The sequence below is a fragment of the Cognatishimia activa genome (genome assembly GCF_017798205.1).
Classification (GTDB): domain Bacteria; phylum Pseudomonadota; class Alphaproteobacteria; order Rhodobacterales; family Rhodobacteraceae; genus Cognatishimia; species Cognatishimia activa_A.
Genome location: NZ_CP060010.1, coordinates 679,895 through 701,520, shown reverse-complemented (window position 1 = coordinate 701,520; position 21,626 = coordinate 679,895). Strand labels below are relative to the sequence as shown.

Genomic DNA, 21,626 nt, shown 5'->3' with positions numbered 1-21,626 from the left:
GGACAAACCCCGCCCCTTGTGACAAGAGCGCTCCGTACTCTGGAGACTCTCATGACCACCACCCGTTTCGCCCCATCCCCTACGGGCTATATCCACGTCGGCAACCTGCGGACCGCGCTCATGAACTATCTGATCGCGCGCAAGGCGGGCGGCACGTTCATTCTGCGGATCGATGACACGGATCCTGAACGTTCCAAGCAGGAATATGTGGATGCGATCCAGCAGGATCTGGAGTGGCTGGGCCTGACCTGGGACAAGATCGAACATCAATCCGCACGGCTCGATCGCTATGATGCGGCCGCCGATAAATTGCGCGAGATGGGCCGGTTTTATGAGTGTTTTGAAACCCCGACTGAGCTTGATCTGAAACGTAAGAAGCAGCTCAATATGGGCAAGCCGCCGGTCTACGATCGCGGCGCGCTGGCGCTGTCTGAGGATGAGAAAGCCGCGCTGCGGGCGGAACGTGGCAAAGGCCACTGGCGCTTTAAGCTGGATCAGGAGCGCATCAACTGGGTCGATGGCGTCCTGGGAGAGATCTCGATTGACTCGACCTCTGTGTCCGATCCGGTGCTGATCCGTGGCGATGGGCAGTATCTCTATACGCTGGCTTCTGTGGTGGATGACACCGAGATGGACGTGACCCATGTGGTGCGCGGTTCGGACCACGTGACCAACACGGCGACCCAGATCCAGATGATCGAAGCGCTGGGCGGCACGGTGCCGACCTTCGCGCACCATTCGCTTTTGACCGGCCCGCAAGGCGAGAGCCTGTCCAAACGTCTGGGCACCCTCAGCCTGCGCGACCTGCGCGAGGGTGGGGTGGAGCCAGAGGCTCTGCTTAGCCTGATGGCGCGTCTGGGATCGAGCCAACCGGTTGAGCTGCGCGCGTCCTTGGATGAGATCGCAGAGGGCTTTGATATTGATCAATTCGGCTCTGCACCGACCAAGTTTGACGTCGAAGACCTCTACCCGCTGACCGCCCGTCATCTGGGCGCGCAGCCTTTGGCTGCTGTCTCTGATGACGTCGCATCTGCAGGTGTGGACGCTGCCGAAGCCGAGGCCTTCTGGGCCGTGATCCGCGAAAACATCACCACCCGCAAAGACATCGGCGCTTGGGCCGACCTTTTTGCCAATGGTGCCGATCCAGTGATTGACGATGAAGACAAAGATTTCGTCGCCGAGGCGCTGGCCCTGCTGCCCGAAGGTCCGTTTGACGGAGACACCTGGGGCGTTTGGACCAAGGCCGTCAAAGAAGCGACAGGCCGCAAGGGTCGTGGGTTGTTCATGCCACTGCGCAAGGCGCTGACGGGCCAGAGCCATGGGCCGGATATGTCCGCCGTTCTGCCTCTGCTTAAGGTGATCAAGGCAAAGGGGTAACGGATTTTTCAAAAATCCGTGCCTGCGGCGCGAGTATTTTTCGCAAGATGAAACAGAGGGGGCGCGACCTGCGGTCCCTCTGTGCATTTTTGCAGATTGGCAATCAAAGCTGTGCGTGATTTCCTTACCGCGTGAGTGAGAGGTGAGATCATGGCAGACGCATCTGCAAAATTCCTGACGGGCAATCTGTTCAAACATGTCACGGTGATGTCCCTGACGGCCTCCATCGGCCTGGTCGCGATCTTTTTAGTCGATCTTGTGGACATGATCTTCATCTCGATGCTCGGGCGAGATGAACTCGCCGCTGCGGTCGGTTACGCTGGCGCGATCCTGTTTTTCACCACGGCCTTCAGCATCGGCATGGCGATCTCGGCCGGGGCTTTGGTGGCGCGGGCTTTGGGCGAGGGCGATCAGCATAAAGCGCGCCGTCGGGCGGCGACTTCTACCATCTATGGCTTTGTTATTGCGTCGATTTTCTCGGCCATCGTTTGGTTCAATCTAGAAAGCCTAGCGACCTTGATGGGAGCCTCTGGTCCGACGTTAGAGCTGTCCGTTCACTATATGCAGATCATCGTGCCCAGCCTGCCAATACTTATGCTCGGCATGGTCGGCGGCGCGATCCTGAGGGCGCATGGAGACGCCCGCCGCGCGATGATGGCGACGCTTTTGGGCGGCGTTGTGAATGGTGTGCTTGATCCGATCCTGATCTTTGGCCTGGGGCTTGATCTAACCGGTGCAGCGCTCGCCTCGGTCGCCGCGCGGTTCACCATCGGGTTTTGTTCTATGTATCCGGTGTTCAAACACTATGGCGGCTTTGACAAACCCACGAGCGCCGAGATGCGCGTCGATCTGCCTGACATCGCGGCAATTGCCGGCCCCGCGATCCTGACGCAATTCGCGACCCCCATTGGGCAGGCCTTCGTCACCCGCTCCATGTCGGAATTCGGCGAAGAAGCGGTTGCGGGCATGGCAATCGTCGGCCGTCTGGTCCCCGTGGCCTTTGGCGCGATCTTTGCGCTTTCGGGCGCAGTCGGCCCGATCATTGGCCAGAACTATGGGGCAGGGCAGCACGACCGCGTGCGTGGCGCGTTCCGGGATGCAATGATCTTTACGGCGCTTTGGGTCGTTGGGGCTGCGCTCTTGTTGTTCCTGTTGCGTGCGCCTCTGGCAGGGCTGTTTAACGCCGAAGGCATGGCCGTCACGCTCTTGTTCCTTTTCTGCGGTCCGCTTGCGTTGATGTATGTTTTTGACGGGCTGATCTTTGTGGGCAACGCGTCCTTCAACAACCTCGGCCATCCGTTCTATTCGACCATGATCAACTGGGGGCGTCAGACCCTTGGCACCATCCCTTGCGTCACCATCGGAGCCACGCTTTGGGGTGCGCCGGGTATCCTGATTGGTCAGGCCGTCGGGGGCGCGATTTTTGGTCTGATCTCGCTGTTCTTGGTGCTGCGCGTTATGGGCGTTCGTAAACCGCACGAACAGGGCACCTTCGCCCGCGAGGGCCGGCAGATGAGCCTCTGGCACGGGCGGCGCTAGATCGAAATTCCAAGGCGTTTCAGCTCGGCGTCCACCAGCGCAGTTTCGTGAGGCGAGAGCCTTTGGTGACGCGGATATTTCGGGGCATCCCGGTCATTGTCGATCGGATGATCCCAGCCTGCCGTCGTGTCAAAAAACGCACGCACTCCGCCTTCGCCGAACTCTTTGAGAAATCCCTGAATGACCACGTCCAGATAGCTGAGCAGGATCGGCCCTTTCTCAAGCTGCAACGTAGGCGCAGGCTTTGGCACGACATAGATCGCCAGCTCTGGATCGTCGTTGCGTGCGTGCTTCACGCGATCGGTGCTCAGCCGATCATATCCATATTCCCGCGCATCCAATTGCGCCCAATCGCCGTCGGGCACGTGCGCGATCAGACCCTGGATTACGCAGCCGTCTTGGGGCTCAATCGACAGGAAGGGATGCGGCCTTAGGGGCGTCATTTGCCAGATACGTCGCCAGCCTTGCAGCTCTGCGGTCGAGGTCTCGCCATACGCATGTGTATGGATATTCACGAGGCTGCCATAGCCGAAAAAGAAGGGTCTGCTCATGGGCGAAATGAGGCGGTTTTTGAGGCGCGAGTCAATTGCAAAAACCGGCATGCAGTTGCATGCCAGCCGCATTCGCTCCAGGTCGCTTTCTCGCGTCTGGCTAAGTATCATGAGGGAGATGCGTGCATAATTATTAAGCAGATTCATGATCTTACGAAAAAGTGCCGAATGTCGTTTTTCGCGTCGCATTTTGCCTTGAACCGGTCGGTTTTCCTGCATAACGTTAAGGAACATGGTGACTCGGGAGAACCGATTAACTTCGGTGCCGAAGGAGCAACCGCCCCGGAAACTCTCAGGCCGATGGGACCGAGACCGCCATGAATGAACTCTGGAGAGAGGCGCGAAATGCGTCCGCCGAAGGGATAACGATCTCAGGCGAAAGGACAGAGGGGGCATCGCGCGCATGGGTGACATGCGCTTTGTGATGCCGGGTGCTTTTTCGATGAAATTGCCTCCGGAATGGAGGAACGAGTGATGGTTGAAACCGGTGACCTGCACCGCACGGCTTTGTACGGCATGCACGTTGGCCTTGGGGCCAAAATGGTGCCATTCGCGGGCTATGACATGCCGGTGCAATACCCGATGGGGGTGATGAAAGAACACCTGCATTGCCGCGCCGAGGCTGGTTTGTTTGACGTCAGCCATATGGGTCAGGTGATCCTGCGCGGCGCGAGTTATGAGGCGGTTGCCTCGGCGTTTGAGACGCTGGTGCCGATGGATGTTCTGGGCTTGGGCGAGGGCCGCCAGCGCTATGGGCTGTTTACCAATGAGGCGGGCGGGATCGAGGATGATCTGATGTTTGCCAACCGCGGCGATCATCTGTTTGTGGTCGTGAATGCTGCCTGCAAAGAGGCCGACATCACCCGCATGAAAGCCGCGCTTGAGCCGCAGATCGTGGTCGAGGTCATCACGGATCGCGCTTTGATCGCTTTGCAGGGTCCGGCGGCGGAAACTGCGTTGTCGCGTTTGAACCCTGCGGCAGCTGATATGAAATTCATGGATGTCGCGACACTGGAATTGCAAGGTGTGGACTGTTGGGTCTCACGATCGGGCTACACCGGTGAAGACGGGTATGAAATCTCGGTGCCCGAGGCGGCTGCTCAATCCCTCTGCGAAGCCTTGCTCGCAATGGAAGAGGTCGCGCCCATCGGTCTTGGCGCGCGCGACAGCCTGAGGCTTGAGGCCGGACTTTGCCTTTACGGCAACGACATCGACGCACAAAGCGACCCCGGCGCAGCAGGCCTGACATGGGCCATCCAAAAAGTGCGCCGCGCGGGCGGCGACCGCGCCGGAGGCTTCCCGGGATCGGACCATATCCTCAAAGTTCTCAGCGAAGGTGCCAGCCGCAAACGTGTCGGCTTGTTGCCCGAGGGCCGCGCCCCAATGCGGGCCGGCACACAGATTTTCGCAAGCGAAGACGCAGATACCCCCGTGGGCGCGGTCACGTCAGGCGGCTTTGGCCCCTCGGTCAACGCCCCCGTAGCCATGGGCTATGTCACAGCCGACCTCGCCTCTGAGGGCACGCAACTCTTTGGCGAGGTGCGCAATAAACGCATGCCGCTCAAGGTCGCCAAACTTCCCTTCATCCCCGCCAACTTCAAACGTTAAGCCAACAGGAGACACCCCATGAAATTCACCGAAGAGCACGAATGGCTCCGCGAAGAAGACGGCCTGATCGTCGTCGGCATCACCGAGCACGCGGCCGAGCAATTGGGCGATGTGGTGTTCGTAGAACTGCCTGAAACAGACACTGAGGTCAGCAAGGACGACGAGGTCTGTGTGATCGAATCCGTCAAAGCGGCGTCTGACATCCTCGCGCCCATCGACGGTGAAATCGTCGAGGTCAACGAGGCCCTCGTGGACGAGCCCGGCAAGGTGAACGAAGACCCTCTGGGCGATGCATGGTTCTTCAAAATGAAGGCGGCCGACGCCAGCCAAATGGACGATATGATGGACGAAGCCGCCTACAAAGACTTCATCGGCTAAGGCCACCAAACCTTGCGGGCGTGACGCCCAATCCCCTTGGGGCCACTTGGCCCCGCTCATAACCTGTACCCGTATCCGGAGGCCAATATGCCTTTCAAACCAACAGATTACCTGCCGTATGACTTCGCCAATCGCCGTCACATCGGCCCGTCCCCCGAAGAAATGGACGATATGCTGGCCGTGGTCGGTGCCTCTGATCTGGACGCGCTGATCGACGATACTCTGCCGCAATCAATCCGCCAGAAAGAGCCGCTCGAGATGGGGCGCCCTCTGTCGGAACGCGAGCTGTTGCACCGGATGCGGGAAGTCGCGGGCAAGAACAAACTGATGAAAAGCCTCATCGGTCAGGGGTATCATGGTACCGTCACGCCGCCTGCAATTCAGCGCAATATTCTGGAAAACCCGGCGTGGTACACCGCCTACACGCCCTATCAGCCAGAGATCTCGCAGGGCCGTCTTGAGGCGCTCTTGAACTTTCAGACCATGGTCAGCGATCTGACGGGTCTCGAGATCGCCAACGCTTCCTTGCTCGATGAATCCACCGCCTGCGCCGAGGCGATGACCATGGCGCAGCGGGTCAGCAAATCCAAGGCTAAGGCCTTCTTTGTCGACCGCGACTGTCACCCGCAAAACATTGCCGTCGTGCAAACCCGCGCAGCACCTTTGGGCATCGAGGTGATCGTCGGCAACCCCGACAAGATGAACGCGGACGAGGTCTTTGGCGCGCTGTTCCAATACCCCGGAACATACGGTCACGTACGGGACTTCACCGCCCATATCGAAAAGCTGCATGCCGCCAAAGGCATCGCAGTTGTGGCTGCAGATCCTCTGTCCCTGACCTTGCTCAAAGAACCCGGCGCCATGGGGGCCGATATCGCTGTTGGTTCGACCCAGCGGTTCGGCGTGCCGATGGGCTATGGTGGCCCGCACGCGGCCTATATGGCCACAAAAGAAGCCCACAAACGCGCGATGCCCGGCCGTCTGGTCGGGGTCTCGGTGGATGCGCATGGCAATCGCGCCTACCGCCTGTCCCTTCAAACCCGCGAACAGCATATCCGTCGTGAAAAAGCGACCTCGAATGTATGTACAGCCCAGGCGCTGCTTGCAGTCATGGCGTCGATGTATGCTGTTTTCCATGGGCCAAAGGGGCTTAAGGCGATTGCGCAGCGCATCCACCGTAAGACGGTTCGCATGGCCGAAGGGCTTGAGACCGCGGGCTTTAAAGTCGACCCACAAAGCTTCTTTGACACGATCACCGTGGACGTCGGGCCTCTGCAAGCTGCGGTCATGAAATCAGCACGCGACGAAGGTTTGAACCTGCGTCAGGTTGGCGAGAAACGCGTCGGAATCACGCTGGATGAAACCACGCGTCCGGAAACCATCGAGGCCGTCTGGCGTGCCTTTGGTATCCTCAAAGCCGACGATGATTTCACGCCGAAATACCGCGTGCCGGAAAACATGCACCGCCAGTCAGATTATCTGACCCACCCGATCTTCCACATGAACCGCGCCGAAACCGAGATGATGCGTTACATGCGTCGCTTGGCCGACCGCGACCTCGCGCTTGACCGCGCGATGATCCCGCTTGGGTCCTGCACAATGAAGCTGAATGCGGCCGCAGAAATGATGCCTATCAGCTGGCCCGAGTTCGCCCATATGCACCCCTTCGCGCCGGTCGATCAGGCGGCTGGCTATACGGAAATGGTCACGGATCTATCGGACAAGCTATGCCAGATCACCGGCTATGACGCGATCTCGATGCAGCCGAACTCTGGCGCGCAGGGCGAATACGCGGGCCTTTTGACCATCGCCGCCTATCACCGCGCGCGCGGTGAAGGGCATCGCAACATCTGTCTGATCCCGATGAGCGCCCACGGCACCAACCCGGCCTCCGCTCAGATGGTCGGCTGGAAAGTCGTCCCTGTGGCCTCTGACGAAAAAGGCGACATTGATCTCGATGACTTCCGCGAAAAGGCCGCCAAACACGCCGAGAACCTCGCGGGCTGTATGATCACATACCCCTCCACCCACGGCGTTTTTGAGGAAACCGTGCATGAGGTCTGCCAGATCACCCATGACGCCGGCGGTCAGGTCTATATCGACGGTGCGAATATGAATGCCATGGTCGGCCTTAGCCGTCCCGGAGACCTTGGCGGTGACGTCAGCCACCTCAACCTGCATAAAACCTTCGCCATCCCCCATGGCGGCGGCGGCCCCGGCATGGGTCCGATCGGCGTCAAAGCCCATCTGGAACCGCATCTACCGGGCCACCCGGAAACCGACGGCACCGAAGGCCCGGTCTCGGCCGCGCCCTATGGGTCTGCGTCCATTCTGGCGATCAGTTGGGCCTATTGCTTGCTTATGGGCGGAGACGGCCTCACCCAGGCCACCCGTGTTGCGATCCTCAATGCGAACTACATCGCCAAACGGCTCGAAGGCGCGTTTGACGTGCTTTACAAAGGCCCCTCGGGGCGCGTCGCGCATGAATGTATCCTCGACACGCGACCCTTTGCGGATAGCGCCCACATCACCGTGGACGACATCGCCAAGCGCCTGATCGACAACGGCTTCCACGCGCCAACCATGAGCTGGCCCGTCGCTGGCACGCTGATGATCGAGCCGACCGAGTCCGAAACCAAAGCCGAGCTTGACCGTTTCATCGACGCCATGCTGTCGATCCGCGACGAGATCAAAGCGGTCGAGGACGGCAGGTCAGATGCGGAAAACAACCCGCTCAAGAACGCGCCACACACCATGGAAGACCTCGTGCGAGATTGGGACCGGCCCTATAGCCGCGAACAGGGCTGCTTCCCGCCCGGAGCCTTCCGCGTCGACAAATACTGGCCTCCGGTCAACCGTGTCGACAACGCCTATGGCGACCGCCATCTGGTCTGCACCTGCCCGCCAATGGATGACTACGCCGAGGCGGCGGAATAGGCGCGAATGTAAACCTGACGAAATCTGGGCCAGCTGACCTTTGAAGGTGAGCTGGCTGTTCGTTGTAAGGAACAGACACGAACCAAGGGCAATCCACCTATAGTGTACAACAAAGGGAGTGGACTCTCGTTATTAGGCCATTTTAGCATCCAGATCGACATCGCGCAGAATGCGCGACAGACATCAGAGTAACCGGAAGGCTATGTACAGAAGTCTATATAACCGAAACTGGCGTTTGTTCTTGGCCAACGGCGATGAATTGGCCTTTACGACCTGTGAACTTTACAGTTTTTTGACCTCGCGCCGTTTTCTGTCAGCCCTTGCATTGGTCTTTGTGATCCTTGTGGCAACGGATCCGCCCCTGTTCCAGGAAAGCCTTCCGATTCTTGAACGCGCCGCGTTTTGGCTTTTGACGATCATTTTCTACGTCGTGCTTTTGCTAGCAGGCCTCGCCGGGGTGAAACTCTATAATCTCCGTAGAGATGACAAAGCCATTGTCCTGCCGTTCATCTCCGTGCCCGTCCTGTGCATCACGGCCATGCTTGCCGTGGGTTTCGGAGTTTCTGCCTTTGGTGCGCATGCTCCGGAGGCAAGTGTCACGCGCGCGCCAATCATTCTGGCAACCAGCCTCGTGGCTTCTCAATGTTTCGAATTTGTCATCGCGAAATGGATCTTCGTGGAACACCTCAGAGAGGGCCGCAGCACCTCCGAAGATACACATATTGAGCCGCTTCTGGTCACCAGCGGCGGGTCAATTCCTCTGTCCAGTATCCTCTATCTTGAAGCGCGCGAGCATTATGTCGATATCGTGCAGGTGGATCGGCTGGTGACTGTCAGGTCCACCTTGTCTGCTCTGACAAACCAGCTTCCGGCAGATGCGGGGTTTCGAGTGCACCGCTCGTTCTGGGTTGCCAAATCATCTCTGCAAAGCGCGCAAAACAGTGCCGCTTTCAAGGACGTCCGTGTTTCCGGAGGTCGCTCAATTCCTGTGGCGCGATCGCGGCAAAAGGACTTTCGCGACTGGTATCAGGAAAACTTTCGTTAGAAGGATTGGGGATCGCTTTTTCACCAATCCCAGAACGCTATCACTTCGCGAAACATAGAGAATTCCGTGCTGCATTTCGTGAATCATGATCGGTATTGGCCCGTTTTTCGCGAATTTTTGGACGACACCCACGAGTCCACAGTCGCCTGCAAGCGCTTACAGATGTAGAAAAACCAAGACGGCGGCCAAACCCGCTCCCCAAAGTTAAATCGTTGGTCAGCAAAGTTAATGATCTCGCTGGGGTGCGTAAATTGGTTGCCTCGATCCCCGAATGGCTGACCGCATTCCCCATGGGTCATCCCAAAAGCCGTTCAATTTTATCGCCTATCGCACGCGTCTCCCATAGCGCGTGCGATAGTGCATTTTGGGGGGCTGGACGAAACGGGTCAGTCCGCGCTGCGCAACGTCCGCGCGGGTTTGGTCGCAAGAGGGGCGGCGGCGAATGCAAGTCCAGCCAAAAGCGTGGCGATCACGCCGCCTGCGACAATGGCCAATGCGTTGTTCCAGATGATCTCGTAATCGGTCTCCAGAATATAGAAACTGACCGCCCAGCCGCCGATGATCCCTGCAGTCAGGGCCACCAGACCAGCCGCCGTTCCCAAGAGCGCAGAACGCAAGGCAAAGCTCATCAGAATACGCTGGCGTGTCGCCCCAAGCGTTTTCAGGATCGCCGCCTCATAGGTGCGGTTCTGTTGGCCCGCGGCGGCGGCTCCGATCAGCACAAGGAAGCCCGTCAGCAAGGTGGCTGCCGCGCCGTATGACGTCGCCGCCGCAATCGATCCAAGGATGTTGCTGACGTTGTCGATCGCATCGCGCACCGAGATCGCTGTGATGTTTGGATTGGCGCTTGTGATGTCACGCAGGATCGCGGCTTCGGCCTCTTTCTCTGCATAGACGGTTGCGATGAAACTATGCGGCGCGCCGGCCAGGGCGGCTTCGTTCATGACCAGCACAAAGCCCATGCCTGCAGTCGAGAAATCAACATCGCGGAAGCTCGTGACCGTGCCAGTGATGTCGCGACCCAGAATATTGACGGTCATTGTGTCACCCAGTTTGAGGCCGATCTCTTCGGCCTCTTCTGCGGCGAAACTGATCTGAGGCGCGCCGGTATAATCAGCGCCCCACCATTCCCCCTCTAGGATCTCGGTGGTCTCGGGCAGGGCACCGGCATAGCTGACGCCACGGTCGCCTTGGATGACCCAGTGATCTCCGGCGACCTCAGTGGCTGGCATGCCATTGATCCGCGTGATGACGCCGCGCAGCATGGGGGCGCTTTCGACGTTGCTGACGGCAGGGTCGCTCTCCATCCGGGCAAGGAAGCCGGGCATCTGATCGCGCTGGATGTCTACAAAGAAATAGCTCGGCGCAACGCTCGGCAAGTCCCGCGAAATCGCGCCACGTAGGTTGCCGTCGATCTGGCCGACGGCGGCCAGAACCGACAGGCCAAGCCCCAGCGACAAGACAACAGAGGCCGCCCCTTCTCGTGGGCTGGAAATTGCTGCCAAGGCCCAACGCAGTGCAGGACGCCGACGTGAGCGCCGCGTCGCCCGACGCGAGATCCAACGGATCGCGACAGAGGCCAGCGCCAGCAACAACAGCGCGCCTGCAATGCCACCCGTGGTCCAGAGCGTCAGCGTCAGGTTGCCAGAGAACCACGAGGCCGCAGCGACGAGCAAAGCGAGGAGCGCCCCTGTCGCCAATAGATACCGAACCGCAGGAATACCCGGAGCCGCATTCATCGCGTCTCGGAACAGAGACGCCGCGCGCACATCCTCGGTCCGCGCCAGCGGCCAGAGGGTAAAGATCAACGCGGTCAACGCGCCATAGACCGAAGCCTCCAGCAGGGCCTCTGGATGCACAGCAATCACCGTCGGCAATGGCAAGACCGCCGAAATCACGGGAGCCAAAGCAATCGGGGCCAATGTGCCCAAGGTCAGACCAATCGCGATGCCCAAGATGCTCAGCACACCGATCTGCAGGAAATAGGTCAGAAAGATCGTCGCCCGAGAGGCCCCCAAAGAACGCAAGGTCGCGATCACCTGTGTTTTACTCGCCAGATAGGCGCGGATGGCGGCCGAGACGCCGACGCCGCCAACCGCAAGGCCTGCGAGCCCCACAAGGATCAGGAATGCCCCCAAGCGGTCGACAAATTCCGAGATACCTGGCGCGCCATTGCGGCTGTCGCTCCAACGCATGCCGGTGTCTTCAAACCGCTGGGTGGCGTCAGATTTGGCGACGTCCATGTCGACACCTTCGGCCAAAAGCATCCGGTATTGCGTGTCAAAAAGCGTGCCGGGGGAAAGCAGTGCTGAGTCTGCAAGGTCCTTGGTCAGCACCATTGTGCGCGGCCCAAGCCCGAAGCCGCCGCCCGCGCTGTCGGGCTCGGATTGAAGTAAAGCGGCCACCGTGAATTCCTGCAGGCCGAGCTTGAAGGTATCGCCAATCTCCAGCGCCAATTGCGCTGCCAGTTGCGGGTGGATCACCGCGCCGGGCAGGCCGTTTTGACCTGCGAAAGCGGTGGCCAGATCCATCCTGCCTTCTAGTTTGATCTCACCCACCAGCGGGTAAAGATCATCGACGGCCTTGATCTGGGTCAGGCCGCGTTCGGTGGCGCCATCTCGCTCCACCACGGCCATGGATCTGAAATCCACCACCTCTGAAATCGCGGTGGCCTGTTCTGCCATCCACGCGCGTTCCTCGTCCGAGGCATAGCGATAGGTGAACTGCATTTGCGCGTCCCCGCCCAAAAGCGTCGCGCCCTGATCGGCGATGCCTGCTTCGATCGAAGACCGAACCGACCCGATCCCCGCAATCGCGGCCACGCCAAGCGCCAGACAGGCGAGGAAGATGCGAAACCCTTTCAGGCCTCCGCGCAATTCACGCCGGGCAAAGCGGGCTGCAATCCTCAGGCTCATTCTGCGGCCTCTTGTGCGGTATCCACGCGGCCATCTCGCAGGCGGATCACGCGGTCACACCGCGCAGCCAGCGCACGGGAGTGGGTCACCAGCACCAAGGTCGCCCCATGGCGATCGCGCAGGCCGAACAAGAGATCCATGATCGCCTCGCCATTGGCCCCGTCAAGGTTGCCTGTCGGCTCATCCGCCAGCAAGAGCTTCGGACGCGGTGCCGCCGCGCGGGCCAGCGCGACCCGCTGCTGTTCACCGCCAGACATTTGCGAGGGGTAGTGATCGGCACGATGCCCAAGACCGACGGCCTCAAGTTCCTCCGCCGCGCGGTCAAAGGCATCAGAATGCCCTGCCAGCTCAAGCGGGGTCGCGACGTTCTCAAGCGCTGTCATGGTCGGGATCAGGTGAAAGCTCTGAAACACCACGCCCATGTTTTCGCGCCGAAATCGCGCCAGCCCGTCTTCGTTCATATGGGTCAGATCCTGACCCAAGGCAGTGATTGTCCCGGAGCTCGCGCGCTCAAGCCCGCCCATCAGCATCAACAACGAGGATTTGCCCGATCCCGAAGGCCCGATCAGCCCCAAAGTTTCCCCCGCCGCGACATCCAATGTGATGCCATGCAAGATTTCCACCAATCCGGCGTTGCTTTCCAGCGCCAAACGCACATCTTTGAGAGAGAGAACCGAGGTCATAAGGAGGGCCTGTCTATGAGTATTGCATCGCAATATGGGATCAGCACGTGGCGAAGCAAGGCGCTGGCGCTGGTTTTTGGACTGATCGGTTCAGTTTCTACGGCCGAGACCACGATTGTCGCCTTTGGAGACAGTCTGATCCATGGCTTTGGTCTGCCGCAGGGCGATGGCTTTGTGCCGCAGATGCAGGCCTGGCTGACGGCGCAGGGTCAGGACGTAACCGTGATCAATGGCGGCGTGTCGGGCGACACCACCATGGGAGGCTTGTCCCGCGTGGCCTGGACTCTGACGCCTGAGGTGGATGCAATGATCGTGACGCTTGGCGGCAATGATTTCCTGCGTGGCCTCGATCCTGCGGCGAGCAAGGCCAATATCGCAGGCATCGTTGAGACCGCCAAAGCACAGGGGGTCGAGGTGCTTTTGACGGGCATGCAGGCGCCGGGCAACTACGGGCCTGACTACAAGGCCGCTTTCGATGCTCTTTATGGCGAGGTGGCAGAGGCCAACGACGCGCTGTTGGCGGAGAGTTATTTTGCGGGCCTACCTTCTGAGTACCCCGCCCAGCTTGGGGCCCTCATGCAAGCCGATGGAATTCATCCGAACAGAGAAGGCGTCAGCCTGATCGTTGAGGCTCTTGGCCCGCATGTTCTTGAGCTGATCGCGCGGGTTGAAGACTAGTCGCCACCCTTGGGCGGTTTCATCGCGGGGGCTGTGATCAGCATCACACCGCCCAATGCCAGCAAAAGCAGCAGCGCAGTATGGAGCGAGGTCGCCTCGGCAATAAACCCGATCAGCGGTGGCCCCAACAAAATGCCGCCATAGGCAAAGGTCGCGACGCCGGCCACGGCCATCGCCTTGGGCATGGTCCGTGAGGCACCCGCACGTGCCATGGCCAATGGCATGGCAAGCGCATAGCCCAACCCCAGCGCGACAAAGCCGATTAGGGCCATGGTTTCTGATCCTGCCAAGGCGACGATGGCCGCGCCAAGTCCGGCGAAGCCTGCGCTCACAAACGCGGCCCGCAGGGGGCCCAGGCGACCGATGACAATCGCACCCGACAGACGCATGACCACCATGGCTGTGGCAAAGACAGCCAGACCGATAGGTGCGCGCGCCTCGGAGGTCGCGGTGACCTCGATCAGGTAAAGCGCGCTCCAATCCGCGATGGCGCCTTCGCCCAATGTGGCGCAGAGCGTGAAGAAGCCGACCAGCAAGAGCTTGCCCCTAAGGATCGGCAAGAAAGGGGTCTTTTCTGCGGGTTGCGGGGTGAAAGACCAGGGAATGCGCATGCCCCAGATCGCCAAGGGCAAGGCCAGCATGGCGACAATGGCGAAATGGGTGCCGTGGCTCCAGCCCCAAGGGATAACGACCAGTCCGCTGAGCGCACCCAGAACGGACCCAAGGCTCCACATGGCATGAAAGCTCGGCATCCAGATCTTGCCTGTGTCGTCCTCGGCTTCAGTCGCCCAGACGTTCATCGCCACATCCATGCCACCTCCGCTTAGGCCAAAGCAGATGATGGCGAGCGCCAGAAGCCAGATGCTTGGGGCCAGAGCAAGCCCCAACATCGACAGCACCATAAGCGCCCAAAGGATGCGCGTGATCCGTGCGCCGCCGTGACGATCCGCGAGTTTGCCTGCGATAGGAAAGCCGCAAATGGCCCCGGCCGCCATCAGCAAGAGCAGAAGGCCTAAAGCATCATGGCTTAGATCAAAGCTCTGTTTGATCGCGGGCAGCCGAGCGGCCCATGTGCCAAAGAGGATGCTATTGGCCAGAAAGGCTGCCGCGATGGCGATCCAAACTCTTTTGGGGGCAAGGTCTGTGTTTGGCATGAGAGGTCCGGTCATGAAGGGCTCGGGGGCACTATGACCGACGGCGCAGACCACGCAACACAAAACGCGGCAAACTGAGGCCGGATTTGAGCAAGAGGGCAGGGTATTCCTGTTTGCCGGCCAGGACGTTCAGATATTCGTGTCGCAAGCGGCCCGACTGGGCCATCTTCTGGAAAAAGGCATCCTTGAAGCGTCCGGAAAACACAAGCTTGCGCAGCGTTCGCGCAATGCGAAGGTTGCGGTGGATCGGCTTCAGCTTGCGCAGATAGATCGCGAAGGCACGGTCTGGGGTGTTCGCCTTGAGGGCTTCGATTACGGCCTCAGCGGCCAAATGGCCCGACTTGATCGCATAGGCGATGCCTTCGCCCGTGATCGGGTCGACGAGCCCTGCAGCGTCCCCCGCCAAGAGCGTTGCGCCGCGGCCGGGCTGTGTTTTGAAGTGGCCAAAGGGCAGGAAATGGCCTTTGAGTTTAGGTATGCTGTTTAGGTTGAGCAGATCCGTATAGCTCTGCATCCGCGCCTTCATGTCGGGGTTATGCGAGGTGAGACCGCCGACGCCGACGGTGACGTTTTCTTGCTTGGGGAAACGCCAGCCATAGCCCCAATCGGCGGCGTTGAAATCAATCCGAAGCGCGGCGCTGTCGTCTTCTTTGGGGGCTTCAACTTCGAGGGCGAAACCGATCTGGTCGTGATCGAAGGCGGCGCCAAAGAGGTGGCGGGCGACCTGGCTGTTCACCCCATCCGCGCCGATCAAAACTTTGGCTTCAAGGGACGTCCCGCCCGCGAGCTCAAGGCTAGTGCCGTTGATGTACGTGACCCGATGACCCGAATAGTCGAGCGCGCCCAACGACAGGGCATGTCGAAACATCTGATCGTCAAACGACAGACGCATGGCGAGGTGAATCGGGGCCTCGGCCTGCATGTGCGACAGCCGCTGACCGGCATGCCAGAATTCAACCTCTTGGGTGCTGAGGATATCGTCGAACTGGATGTCGTACCCAAATGCGTCTTTGAAGTAGGCTCGACTGCGCTCGGTGACACCGCCCCCACAAAGTTTGTCCCTGGGGAAGCTGGCCTTGTCCACCAAAGCCACCGAAAGGCCTGCGCGCGCAGCCACGGCCGCCGCAGCACTTCCAGCTGGGCCCGCGCCCAGAACAATCACATCAACCTGCGGCATGACTGCGCCACGTCCCATTTAACACGCCCTATCTGAGGGTGCCTTTGATGTGAGGTCAATGGGAGAGTGAGGCGTGCCTAAAAATCCAGCGGTGAAAATGAAATCGCGCCCGGAGCCTTTGGAGGGAAGAGAGGCTCCGGACGCGATGAATGGCGCTGATTAGTCAGTAGGTTCGACCCCCACGCGCCCTAGAGAAACTGGTGGCGCTTAGGCGCGGCGGTTTGCGCGCATGGCGAGCAGGGTCACCATCGGCAGTCCGACTGAAAGAAATGCGTATGTGTTCAGGGCAACCGTGAAATCAAATCCAAGGGCCAGTTGGGTGACGGCACCGGTCAAGCCGAGTGCGCTTCCAAAAAGAAACATAACGAGAGCCATAGCAATCTCCTCTATCTTCTGAACGTTACCGGCCGCATTCTGCTTGCCAAAGTTCCCGAGTGACGGGTGCTATAGTCGCTTAATTCCATTAAACCCTGAAATGGGGCGCAAATTGGGCAAGGCTGTGGCAAGACAAGGAAACTGCCTGTCTGACATCAGTTTGCGAGGCAAAATGTTAAGAATTCATTGCAAGCTTGAGTATTTCTCGAAGGGTGAGTGGACAAGGAAATCGCAGCGCGTAGTCTGGGAAAAATTGAGGAAGATCCCATGACCGACCAATCAGAGCCTTCGGGCGAACTTACTTTGCGCACATTGGCGATGCCCTCGGATGTCAATGTGAACGGTGATATCTTTGGCGGTTGGGTGCTGAGCCAGATGGACATCGCCGCAGGGATTGTGTCCCGTGAAACCAGTCGGGGACGTGCTGCGACCATTGCGGTGGATGCGATGAAGTTCATCCGTCCCGTAAAGGTCGGCGACGTGCTTTGTGTCTACGCAAGTTTGGCGCGGGTTGGCAGGACGTCGATGGCGATTGAAGTCGAAGCCTGGGTGCGGCGCGGCACCATCGGCACGCGGGAGAAAGTGACCGAAGCGGTCTTTACCTTTGTAGCGATTGACGAAGAGGGGCGGCCGCGGGTTGTGCCGCAGCCTGAGGGTTAGGCCTTGGTCAAAGACCCTTTCCGAGAGTTGGATGACGAAGCCCGTGCGGTGATGAATGGGCTGCTAGCGGCCGCGACCCATGCGGCATTGGCGGTGGTGCGCGAGGATGGGACGCCCTCGGTGACGCGGGTTGCCTTCTCCGTGGATAAGGACAGGGTTCCTGTCACTTTAATCTCTGATTTATCTTTACATACAAAGGCTTTACGCAACGGTCGGGCCTGTTCGTTGTTGATTGGGGAGCCGGGTGAAAAGGGCGATCCCCTGACACATCCGAGGCTGACGTTGCATTGCCTGCCGCAGTTCGTGACGCGAGAGGATGCGGTGTATGCGGATTTGCGCGCGTGGTATTTAGAACGGCGGCCCAAGGCGAAGCTATATGCGGACTTCGCGGATTTCAATTTTGTGCGGTTTGAGGTTTTGGATGGCCTTCTCAACGCTGGGTTTGGGAAGGCCTATAAAATCGGGTAGCCGAGGTTAGTTCACCAACATCCGGTAGATTTCATCTTTCAATGCGGCGCGTTTCTTGCGCAGTTCGATGGTTTCCATGTCTCCCATCGGTTCCACATTGGTTTCGACCCGATGCACGGTGCGATTCAAGTCGTGATAGTCTTCGGCCAGCCGCGCGAAATGTGCGTCGGTTTGTTTCAGAGCCGAGATTTTGGCGACATGTTCCGGAAACTCTGTGGCCAGTTCGTGCGGGGTGTTGCCCATGATGTCTCTCCGTTTTGTGGTTTCAGGGGGAGACTAACGCGCTGGTGCAGGGTTGGATTTGATCGGGATCAAATTTGGAAAGGTTTTGAGCGCGGAACAAGGCCGTCTAGCCGCTGCGCCAGCGCCGACCCGCCGGACTGTCCGGGCTCCGCTTCAAGGCAGAGCGTAGGGTGGGGTTATACCCCACCGTTCCGAGTAATGGTGACCGGGGATGGTGGGTTGGAAACCCACCCTACGGTGTGCAATTACCGCGTAAACTTCTTATGCTTCAACCGTTTTGGCTCCAGTGCATCCGGTCCCAAACGCCGCTTCTTGTCTTCTTCGTAGTCCTCAAAGTTGCCCTCAAACCACTCCACATGCGCGTCGCCCTCAAAGGCCAAAATATGCGTGCAGATCCGGTCGAGGAAGAAACGGTCGTGCGAGATCACCACCGCGCAGCCGGCGAAATCGACAAGCGCGTCTTCCAAAGCCCGCAGGGTCTCGACGTCCAGATCGTTGGTCGGTTCGTCGAGCAACAGAACGTTGCCGCCCTCTTTCAACAGACGCGCCATGTGGACGCGGTTGCGTTCACCGCCTGAGAGGAGGTTGAGCTTCTTCTGCTGGTCTCCGCCTTTGAAGTTGAAGGACGAGCAATAGGCGCGGGAGTTGACCTGCGCGTCGCCGAGTTCAATGATCTCGGCCCCACCGGAAATCGCTTCCCAGACGGTGTCGCCATCGTTCAGGTCATCGCGGCTTTGGTCCACGTAAGAGAGCTGCACCGTGTCGCCATAGGTGACCGCGCCGCTGTCGGGCTGTTCTTGACCGGTCAGCATTTTGAATAGCGTCGATTTGCCGGCGCCGTTGGGACCGATGACGCCGACGATGCCGCCGGGCGGCAGGCTGAATTCGAGGTTTTCGATCAGTTGCTTGTCGCCGTAGTGCTTGGACAGGCCTTCGACCTCGATCACTTTAGAGCCGAGGCGTGGGCCGTTCGGGATGACGATCTGGGCGCGGGTGATCTTTTCGCGCTCGGACTGGCTGGCGAGGTCGTTATAGGCCGCGATCCGGGCCTTGGACTTCGCCTGACGCGCTTTTTGGCCCTGCTGCATCCATTCGAGTTCGCGTTCCAGCGTTTTCTGCTTGGCCTTATCTTCGCGCGCTTCTTGCGCGAGACGTTTGGCTTTTTGCTCAAGCCAGCTGGAATAGTTGCCCTCGTAAGGAATGCCACGGCCGCGGTCGAGTTCCAGGATCCAGCCGGTGATGTCATCCAGGAAATAACGGTCGTGGGTGACGCAGAGGATGGTGCCCTTGTAGTCGATCAGGTGCTGTTGCAGCCAGGCGATGGTTTCCGCATCCAGGTGGTTGGTCGGTTCGTCGAGTAGCAGCATATCCGGCGCTTCGAGCAGCAGTTTGCAGAGCGCCACGCGGCGTTTTTCACCGCCAGACAGATCGGCGATATTGGCGTCGTCGGGCGGGCAGCGCAGGGCCTCCATCGCGACGTCGATCTGGCTGTCCAGATCCCAGAGGTTCTCCGCGTCGATGCCGTCTTGCAGCTCGGTCATCTCTTCCATGAGCTCGTCGGTGTAGTTCTCGGCGATCTCCATGGCGATGGCGTTAAAGCGATCCACTTTGGCCTTTTTCTCGGCGACGCCCAGCATGACGTTTTCGCGCACGGAAAGGCTTTCGTCGAGCTGAGGCTCCTGCGGCAGGTAGCCGACCTTGGCGCCCTCAGCAGACCAGGCCTCGCCGGTGAAGTCTTTGTCCAGCCCCGCCATGATCTTCATCAGGGTCGATTTACCCGCGCCATTGACGCCGACGACGCCGATTTTCACGCCGGGCAGGAAGCTTAGGTGGATGTTTTCAAAGCATTTCTTGCCGCCGGGGTAGGTCTTGGACACACCCTGCATGTGATAGACGTATTGATAGGCTGCCATGGGTCGGGCTCCGCTTTAGGGGAATCTTTGGGCGCTTTCGCGCGTCAGAGGGGGTGATAGCGGATGGGGTGGGGGATGGCAATTCTGCCGTTTGCTCTATGTGATGCGAAAGGGCCATGTTTCGGGTTTGTTTGTGAGGCCATGTTTGACAGGGTTGTGCCAGCAGTATTCGGCGCAGGCGTCGAAATCGTTTTGATCTCGAATGTGGTGTTCCCAGAAACGTCGTTGCCAAATGCCTTGTTCACGTTTGTTGACCCGTAGGCCGGGCTTCAGCCCGGCGTAGCGCCCTGATGTAACGATTGGGAGGTTTGGAGGCGGGCTGAAGCCTGCCCTACGGATGGTCATTGTGAATTGTGCTTTGATGGAGGCGACGCGGGTGTAGAAGTCGTGATCGTTTGATGGGAGTGTCCAAAGGCAATGCATATGATTTGGCAGAACGACCCATTGGTGGATTGTGACCGGCCTGCTTTTGAGTGTGGACAAGGTAATCGAGGATAGAGCGTCAAAATGGTCTGTGAGCAGAGTCTGCTCCCGATGCGCCAAGTTGACCGTCAGAAAGACAGTTGCTCCGGGGATTTTGGGGCGGATGTAGTTTGGCACATATACGATGGTGCAGGGTTTTGGTTAACCATTGATGAATGGCCGTAGGGCGGGCTTCAGCCCGCCTTGTTTTTGATTTTTTCAAGTTGGCGGGCTGAAGCCCGCCCTACAGACGCTTCTCAAAAAACAAATCCGGATAGGGATCGTCGTTGAACCGCTCGATCTCGACCCAGCCGAGCTTTTCATAAAGCCGTGCCGCCTCGGGCAAGGCGGAATTTGTATCTAGCCGCAAGACCTTGATCCCTAAGTCCCGCGCAGCCGTGTCGCAGAACCCCATCAGGCGGGTTGCGAGGCCCAAACCCCGTGCGGCCTCAGACACCCAGAGCCGTTTGATCTCTGCCTGTCCGTCACCCCAGCCTTTGAGGCCGACGCAGCCTAAGGCGCCTCCGTCTGACATCGCCACAAAGAACGCGCCTTTGGGGTGGATCATGTCGCTGGCCTCGGGGTCGCGGGAGAGGTTGACGTCAAAGCCACGGTCAAAGCGGCGTTCGAGTTCGGCGTAGTACTGGCCCAAGCACCAGACGGCGGCGTCGTCGCGGGGGTCGCATTGGATCAGGGTGACGGAATTTGGGTCGATCATGGGCGCAGGCTACGGGCGTCGCAGGCGCGAGAAAAGCCCTAATGTCCTGATTATCGACTGGACAATCTGGGTGGTGAACTTTCTACTTGGCGACCATGAGGAAACGCGTGACATATCTGACGGCGGGCATGACCGTCGGGCTGCTTGGCGGATCGTTTGACCCGCCGCATGCGGGGCATGTGCATATCACGCGCGAGGCTTTGAAGCGGTTCGGGCTGGATCGGGTTTGGTGGCTGGTGAGCCCGGGCAATCCGCTGAAAGAGCGTGGCCCCGCGGCGATGGAACGGCGGATGGCGGCGGCGCGGGCGATCATGCGGCATCCGCGTGTAACGATCAGCGATTTTGAAGCGCGCAGTGGTACGACCTATACGGCAGAGACGCTGGCGGCATTGCAGGCGTGCTATCCGGGGGTGCGGTTTGTCTGGCTGATGGGGGCGGATAACCTCGCGCAGTTTCATCGCTGGAAGGACTGGCGGTTCATTATGGAGAACTTCCATGTGGGCGTCTTGGCGCGTCCCGGCGACCGGATCCCGGCCAAGACGGCCAAGGCTGCAGCGGTCTATGATTTCGCCAAGGTCCCCGGCAAGCAGAGTCGGCGCTTGGTGAAGGCGCAGACTCCGGCTTGGTGTTTCACCAATGTGCCCATGGTGGATCTGAGCTCGACCGAGATCCGTGCCCAAGGCAAATGGGCGTCACGCTGAGATCACATTCCCTTTTGTAATGGTTAACCGCACTTGTTTGGTCA

General features: G+C 59.4%; 20 protein-coding genes and 1 riboswitch. Of the genes, 10 read left to right on the top strand and 10 right to left on the bottom strand.

Going from position 1 to position 21,626, the window contains the following annotated elements; genetic code table 11:
- Window positions 1–51: 51 nt before the first annotated feature.
- Both gltX and HZ995_RS03310 read left to right on the top strand, forming a co-directional pair.
- Window positions 52–1,377: a glutamate--tRNA ligase gene (gene gltX, locus HZ995_RS03315; protein WP_209357262.1), complete on the top strand. Its 1,326-nt coding sequence runs from the start codon at window positions 52–54 to the stop codon at window positions 1,375–1,377.
- A 150-nt stretch (window positions 1,378–1,527) separates the two neighbouring features.
- Entirely contained in the window at window positions 1,528–2,916 is a 1,389-nt protein-coding gene (locus tag HZ995_RS03310) for an MATE family efflux transporter (protein ID WP_209357261.1), read from the top strand.
- Here HZ995_RS03310 and HZ995_RS03305 read toward each other — a convergent pair.
- A complete protein-coding gene (locus HZ995_RS03305) occupies window positions 2,913–3,467 on the bottom strand; it encodes a gamma-glutamylcyclotransferase family protein (RefSeq protein ID WP_209357260.1) in 555 nt (184 codons plus the stop codon). The genes HZ995_RS03310 and HZ995_RS03305 overlap by 4 nt on opposite strands.
- A gap of 231 nt (window positions 3,468–3,698) precedes the next feature.
- A riboswitch (glycine riboswitch) is annotated at window positions 3,699–3,786 on the top strand.
- A 155-nt stretch (window positions 3,787–3,941) separates the two neighbouring features.
- Here HZ995_RS03305 and gcvT point away from each other — a divergent pair.
- From gcvT to HZ995_RS03285, 4 genes are all read left to right on the top strand, one after another.
- Entirely contained in the window at window positions 3,942–5,075 is a 1,134-nt protein-coding gene (gene gcvT / locus HZ995_RS03300) for a glycine cleavage system aminomethyltransferase GcvT (RefSeq protein ID WP_209357259.1), read from the top strand.
- A gap of 18 nt (window positions 5,076–5,093) precedes the next feature.
- Window positions 5,094–5,453, top strand: coding sequence for a glycine cleavage system protein GcvH (gene gcvH, locus HZ995_RS03295; protein WP_209357258.1), 360 nt, complete (start codon window positions 5,094–5,096; stop codon window positions 5,451–5,453).
- Between the two features lie 87 nt (window positions 5,454–5,540).
- The gene (gene gcvP, locus HZ995_RS03290; protein WP_209357257.1) at window positions 5,541–8,390 is read left to right on the top strand and encodes an aminomethyl-transferring glycine dehydrogenase; all 2,850 of its coding nucleotides are present in this window, start codon (window positions 5,541–5,543) and stop codon (window positions 8,388–8,390) included.
- A 202-nt stretch (window positions 8,391–8,592) separates the two neighbouring features.
- Window positions 8,593–9,435, top strand: a complete 843-nt coding sequence (locus tag HZ995_RS03285) for a LytTR family DNA-binding domain-containing protein (protein WP_209357256.1) — start codon at window positions 8,593–8,595, stop codon at window positions 9,433–9,435.
- Between the two features lie 386 nt (window positions 9,436–9,821).
- Here HZ995_RS03285 and HZ995_RS03280 read toward each other — a convergent pair whose 3' ends face one another.
- Together HZ995_RS03280 and HZ995_RS03275 are read right to left on the bottom strand one after the other, a co-directional pair.
- A complete protein-coding gene (locus HZ995_RS03280) occupies window positions 9,822–12,350 on the bottom strand; it encodes an ABC transporter permease (RefSeq protein WP_209357255.1) in 2,529 nt (842 codons plus the stop codon).
- Entirely contained in the window at window positions 12,347–13,033 is a 687-nt protein-coding gene (locus HZ995_RS03275; protein WP_209357254.1) for an ABC transporter ATP-binding protein, read from the bottom strand. Before HZ995_RS03275 ends, HZ995_RS03280 begins: the two co-directional genes overlap by 4 nt.
- A gap of 15 nt (window positions 13,034–13,048) precedes the next feature.
- Here HZ995_RS03275 and HZ995_RS03270 point away from each other — a divergent pair, with 15 nt between their 5' ends.
- Window positions 13,049–13,711: an arylesterase gene (locus tag HZ995_RS03270; RefSeq protein ID WP_209357253.1), complete on the top strand. Its 663-nt coding sequence runs from the start codon at window positions 13,049–13,051 to the stop codon at window positions 13,709–13,711.
- Here the strand turns inward: HZ995_RS03270 and HZ995_RS03265 are convergent.
- The 3 genes from HZ995_RS03265 to HZ995_RS03255 form a co-directional block, all read right to left on the bottom strand.
- The gene (locus HZ995_RS03265) at window positions 13,708–14,880 is read right to left on the bottom strand and encodes an MFS transporter (RefSeq protein ID WP_209357252.1); all 1,173 of its coding nucleotides are present in this window, start codon (window positions 14,878–14,880) and stop codon (window positions 13,708–13,710) included. The genes HZ995_RS03270 and HZ995_RS03265 overlap by 4 nt on opposite strands.
- A gap of 16 nt (window positions 14,881–14,896) precedes the next feature.
- Complete coding sequence (locus tag HZ995_RS03260; RefSeq protein WP_245168736.1) at window positions 14,897–16,060, bottom strand: geranylgeranyl reductase family protein; 1,164 nt, start codon at window positions 16,058–16,060, stop codon at window positions 14,897–14,899.
- 189 nt (window positions 16,061–16,249) lie between these two features.
- Window positions 16,250–16,417 carry a hypothetical protein gene (locus HZ995_RS03255; RefSeq protein WP_209357251.1) on the bottom strand — a complete coding sequence of 56 codons (168 nt, stop codon included), beginning with the start codon at window positions 16,415–16,417 and terminating at the stop codon, window positions 16,250–16,252.
- 267 nt (window positions 16,418–16,684) lie between these two features.
- On the opposite strand from HZ995_RS03255, the gene HZ995_RS03250 reads away from it, so the two are divergent.
- Together HZ995_RS03250 and HZ995_RS03245 are read left to right on the top strand one after the other, a co-directional pair.
- Window positions 16,685–17,077 carry an acyl-CoA thioesterase gene (locus tag HZ995_RS03250; RefSeq protein ID WP_209357250.1) on the top strand — a complete coding sequence of 131 codons (393 nt, stop codon included), beginning with the start codon at window positions 16,685–16,687 and terminating at the stop codon, window positions 17,075–17,077.
- Between the two features lie 3 nt (window positions 17,078–17,080).
- Window positions 17,081–17,545 (top strand): HugZ family protein, encoded by a 465-nt coding sequence (locus HZ995_RS03245; RefSeq protein ID WP_245168734.1) that lies wholly within the window; start codon window positions 17,081–17,083, stop codon window positions 17,543–17,545.
- A gap of 6 nt (window positions 17,546–17,551) precedes the next feature.
- Here HZ995_RS03245 and HZ995_RS03240 read toward each other — a convergent pair whose 3' ends face one another.
- The 4 genes from HZ995_RS03240 to HZ995_RS03230 form a co-directional block, all read right to left on the bottom strand.
- Window positions 17,552–17,788, bottom strand: a complete 237-nt coding sequence (locus HZ995_RS03240) for a YdcH family protein (RefSeq protein WP_209357249.1) — start codon at window positions 17,786–17,788, stop codon at window positions 17,552–17,554.
- 245 nt (window positions 17,789–18,033) lie between these two features.
- Window positions 18,034–19,701 (bottom strand): energy-dependent translational throttle protein EttA, encoded by a 1,668-nt coding sequence (ettA, locus tag HZ995_RS03235; RefSeq protein WP_209357248.1) that lies wholly within the window; start codon window positions 19,699–19,701, stop codon window positions 18,034–18,036.
- A gap of 96 nt (window positions 19,702–19,797) precedes the next feature.
- Window positions 19,798–20,301: an REP-associated tyrosine transposase gene (locus tag HZ995_RS16200; RefSeq protein WP_432417983.1), complete on the bottom strand. Its 504-nt coding sequence runs from the start codon at window positions 20,299–20,301 to the stop codon at window positions 19,798–19,800.
- Window positions 20,302–20,407: 106 nt separating this feature from the next.
- Window positions 20,408–20,881: a GNAT family N-acetyltransferase gene (locus HZ995_RS03230; protein WP_209357247.1), complete on the bottom strand. Its 474-nt coding sequence runs from the start codon at window positions 20,879–20,881 to the stop codon at window positions 20,408–20,410.
- Between the two features lie 95 nt (window positions 20,882–20,976).
- Here HZ995_RS03230 and HZ995_RS03225 point away from each other — a divergent pair, with 95 nt between their 5' ends.
- Window positions 20,977–21,582 carry a nicotinate-nucleotide adenylyltransferase gene (locus HZ995_RS03225; protein WP_209357246.1) on the top strand — a complete coding sequence of 202 codons (606 nt, stop codon included), beginning with the start codon at window positions 20,977–20,979 and terminating at the stop codon, window positions 21,580–21,582.
- Window positions 21,583–21,626 lie beyond the last annotated feature (44 nt).

What these genes read in the sequence shown, in the direction of transcription:
- gltX (WP_209357262.1), top strand. Translation starts at nt 52, where the DNA reads ATGACCACCACCCGTTTCGCCCCATCCCCTACGGGCTATATCCACGTC.
- HZ995_RS03310 (WP_209357261.1), top strand. Translation starts at nt 1,528, where the DNA reads ATGGCAGACGCATCTGCAAAATTCCTGACGGGCAATCTGTTCAAACAT.
- HZ995_RS03305 (WP_209357260.1), bottom strand. Translation starts at nt 3,467, where the DNA reads ATGAGCAGACCCTTCTTTTTCGGCTATGGCAGCCTCGTGAATATCCAT.
- gcvT (WP_209357259.1), top strand. Translation starts at nt 3,942, where the DNA reads ATGGTTGAAACCGGTGACCTGCACCGCACGGCTTTGTACGGCATGCAC.
- gcvH (WP_209357258.1), top strand. Translation starts at nt 5,094, where the DNA reads ATGAAATTCACCGAAGAGCACGAATGGCTCCGCGAAGAAGACGGCCTG.
- gcvP (WP_209357257.1), top strand. Translation starts at nt 5,541, where the DNA reads ATGCCTTTCAAACCAACAGATTACCTGCCGTATGACTTCGCCAATCGC.
- HZ995_RS03285 (WP_209357256.1), top strand. Translation starts at nt 8,593, where the DNA reads ATGTACAGAAGTCTATATAACCGAAACTGGCGTTTGTTCTTGGCCAAC.
- HZ995_RS03280 (WP_209357255.1), bottom strand. Translation starts at nt 12,350, where the DNA reads ATGAGCCTGAGGATTGCAGCCCGCTTTGCCCGGCGTGAATTGCGCGGA.
- HZ995_RS03275 (WP_209357254.1), bottom strand. Translation starts at nt 13,033, where the DNA reads ATGACCTCGGTTCTCTCTCTCAAAGATGTGCGTTTGGCGCTGGAAAGC.
- HZ995_RS03270 (WP_209357253.1), top strand. Translation starts at nt 13,049, where the DNA reads ATGAGTATTGCATCGCAATATGGGATCAGCACGTGGCGAAGCAAGGCG.
- HZ995_RS03265 (WP_209357252.1), bottom strand. Translation starts at nt 14,880, where the DNA reads ATGACCGGACCTCTCATGCCAAACACAGACCTTGCCCCCAAAAGAGTT.
- HZ995_RS03260 (WP_245168736.1), bottom strand. Translation starts at nt 16,060, where the DNA reads ATGGGACGTGGCGCAGTCATGCCGCAGGTTGATGTGATTGTTCTGGGC.
- HZ995_RS03255 (WP_209357251.1), bottom strand. Translation starts at nt 16,417, where the DNA reads ATGGCTCTCGTTATGTTTCTTTTTGGAAGCGCACTCGGCTTGACCGGT.
- HZ995_RS03250 (WP_209357250.1), top strand. Translation starts at nt 16,685, where the DNA reads ATGACCGACCAATCAGAGCCTTCGGGCGAACTTACTTTGCGCACATTG.
- HZ995_RS03240 (WP_209357249.1), bottom strand. Translation starts at nt 17,788, where the DNA reads ATGGGCAACACCCCGCACGAACTGGCCACAGAGTTTCCGGAACATGTC.
- ettA (WP_209357248.1), bottom strand. Translation starts at nt 19,701, where the DNA reads ATGGCAGCCTATCAATACGTCTATCACATGCAGGGTGTGTCCAAGACC.
- HZ995_RS03230 (WP_209357247.1), bottom strand. Translation starts at nt 20,881, where the DNA reads ATGATCGACCCAAATTCCGTCACCCTGATCCAATGCGACCCCCGCGAC.
- HZ995_RS03225 (WP_209357246.1), top strand. Translation starts at nt 20,977, where the DNA reads ATGAGGAAACGCGTGACATATCTGACGGCGGGCATGACCGTCGGGCTG.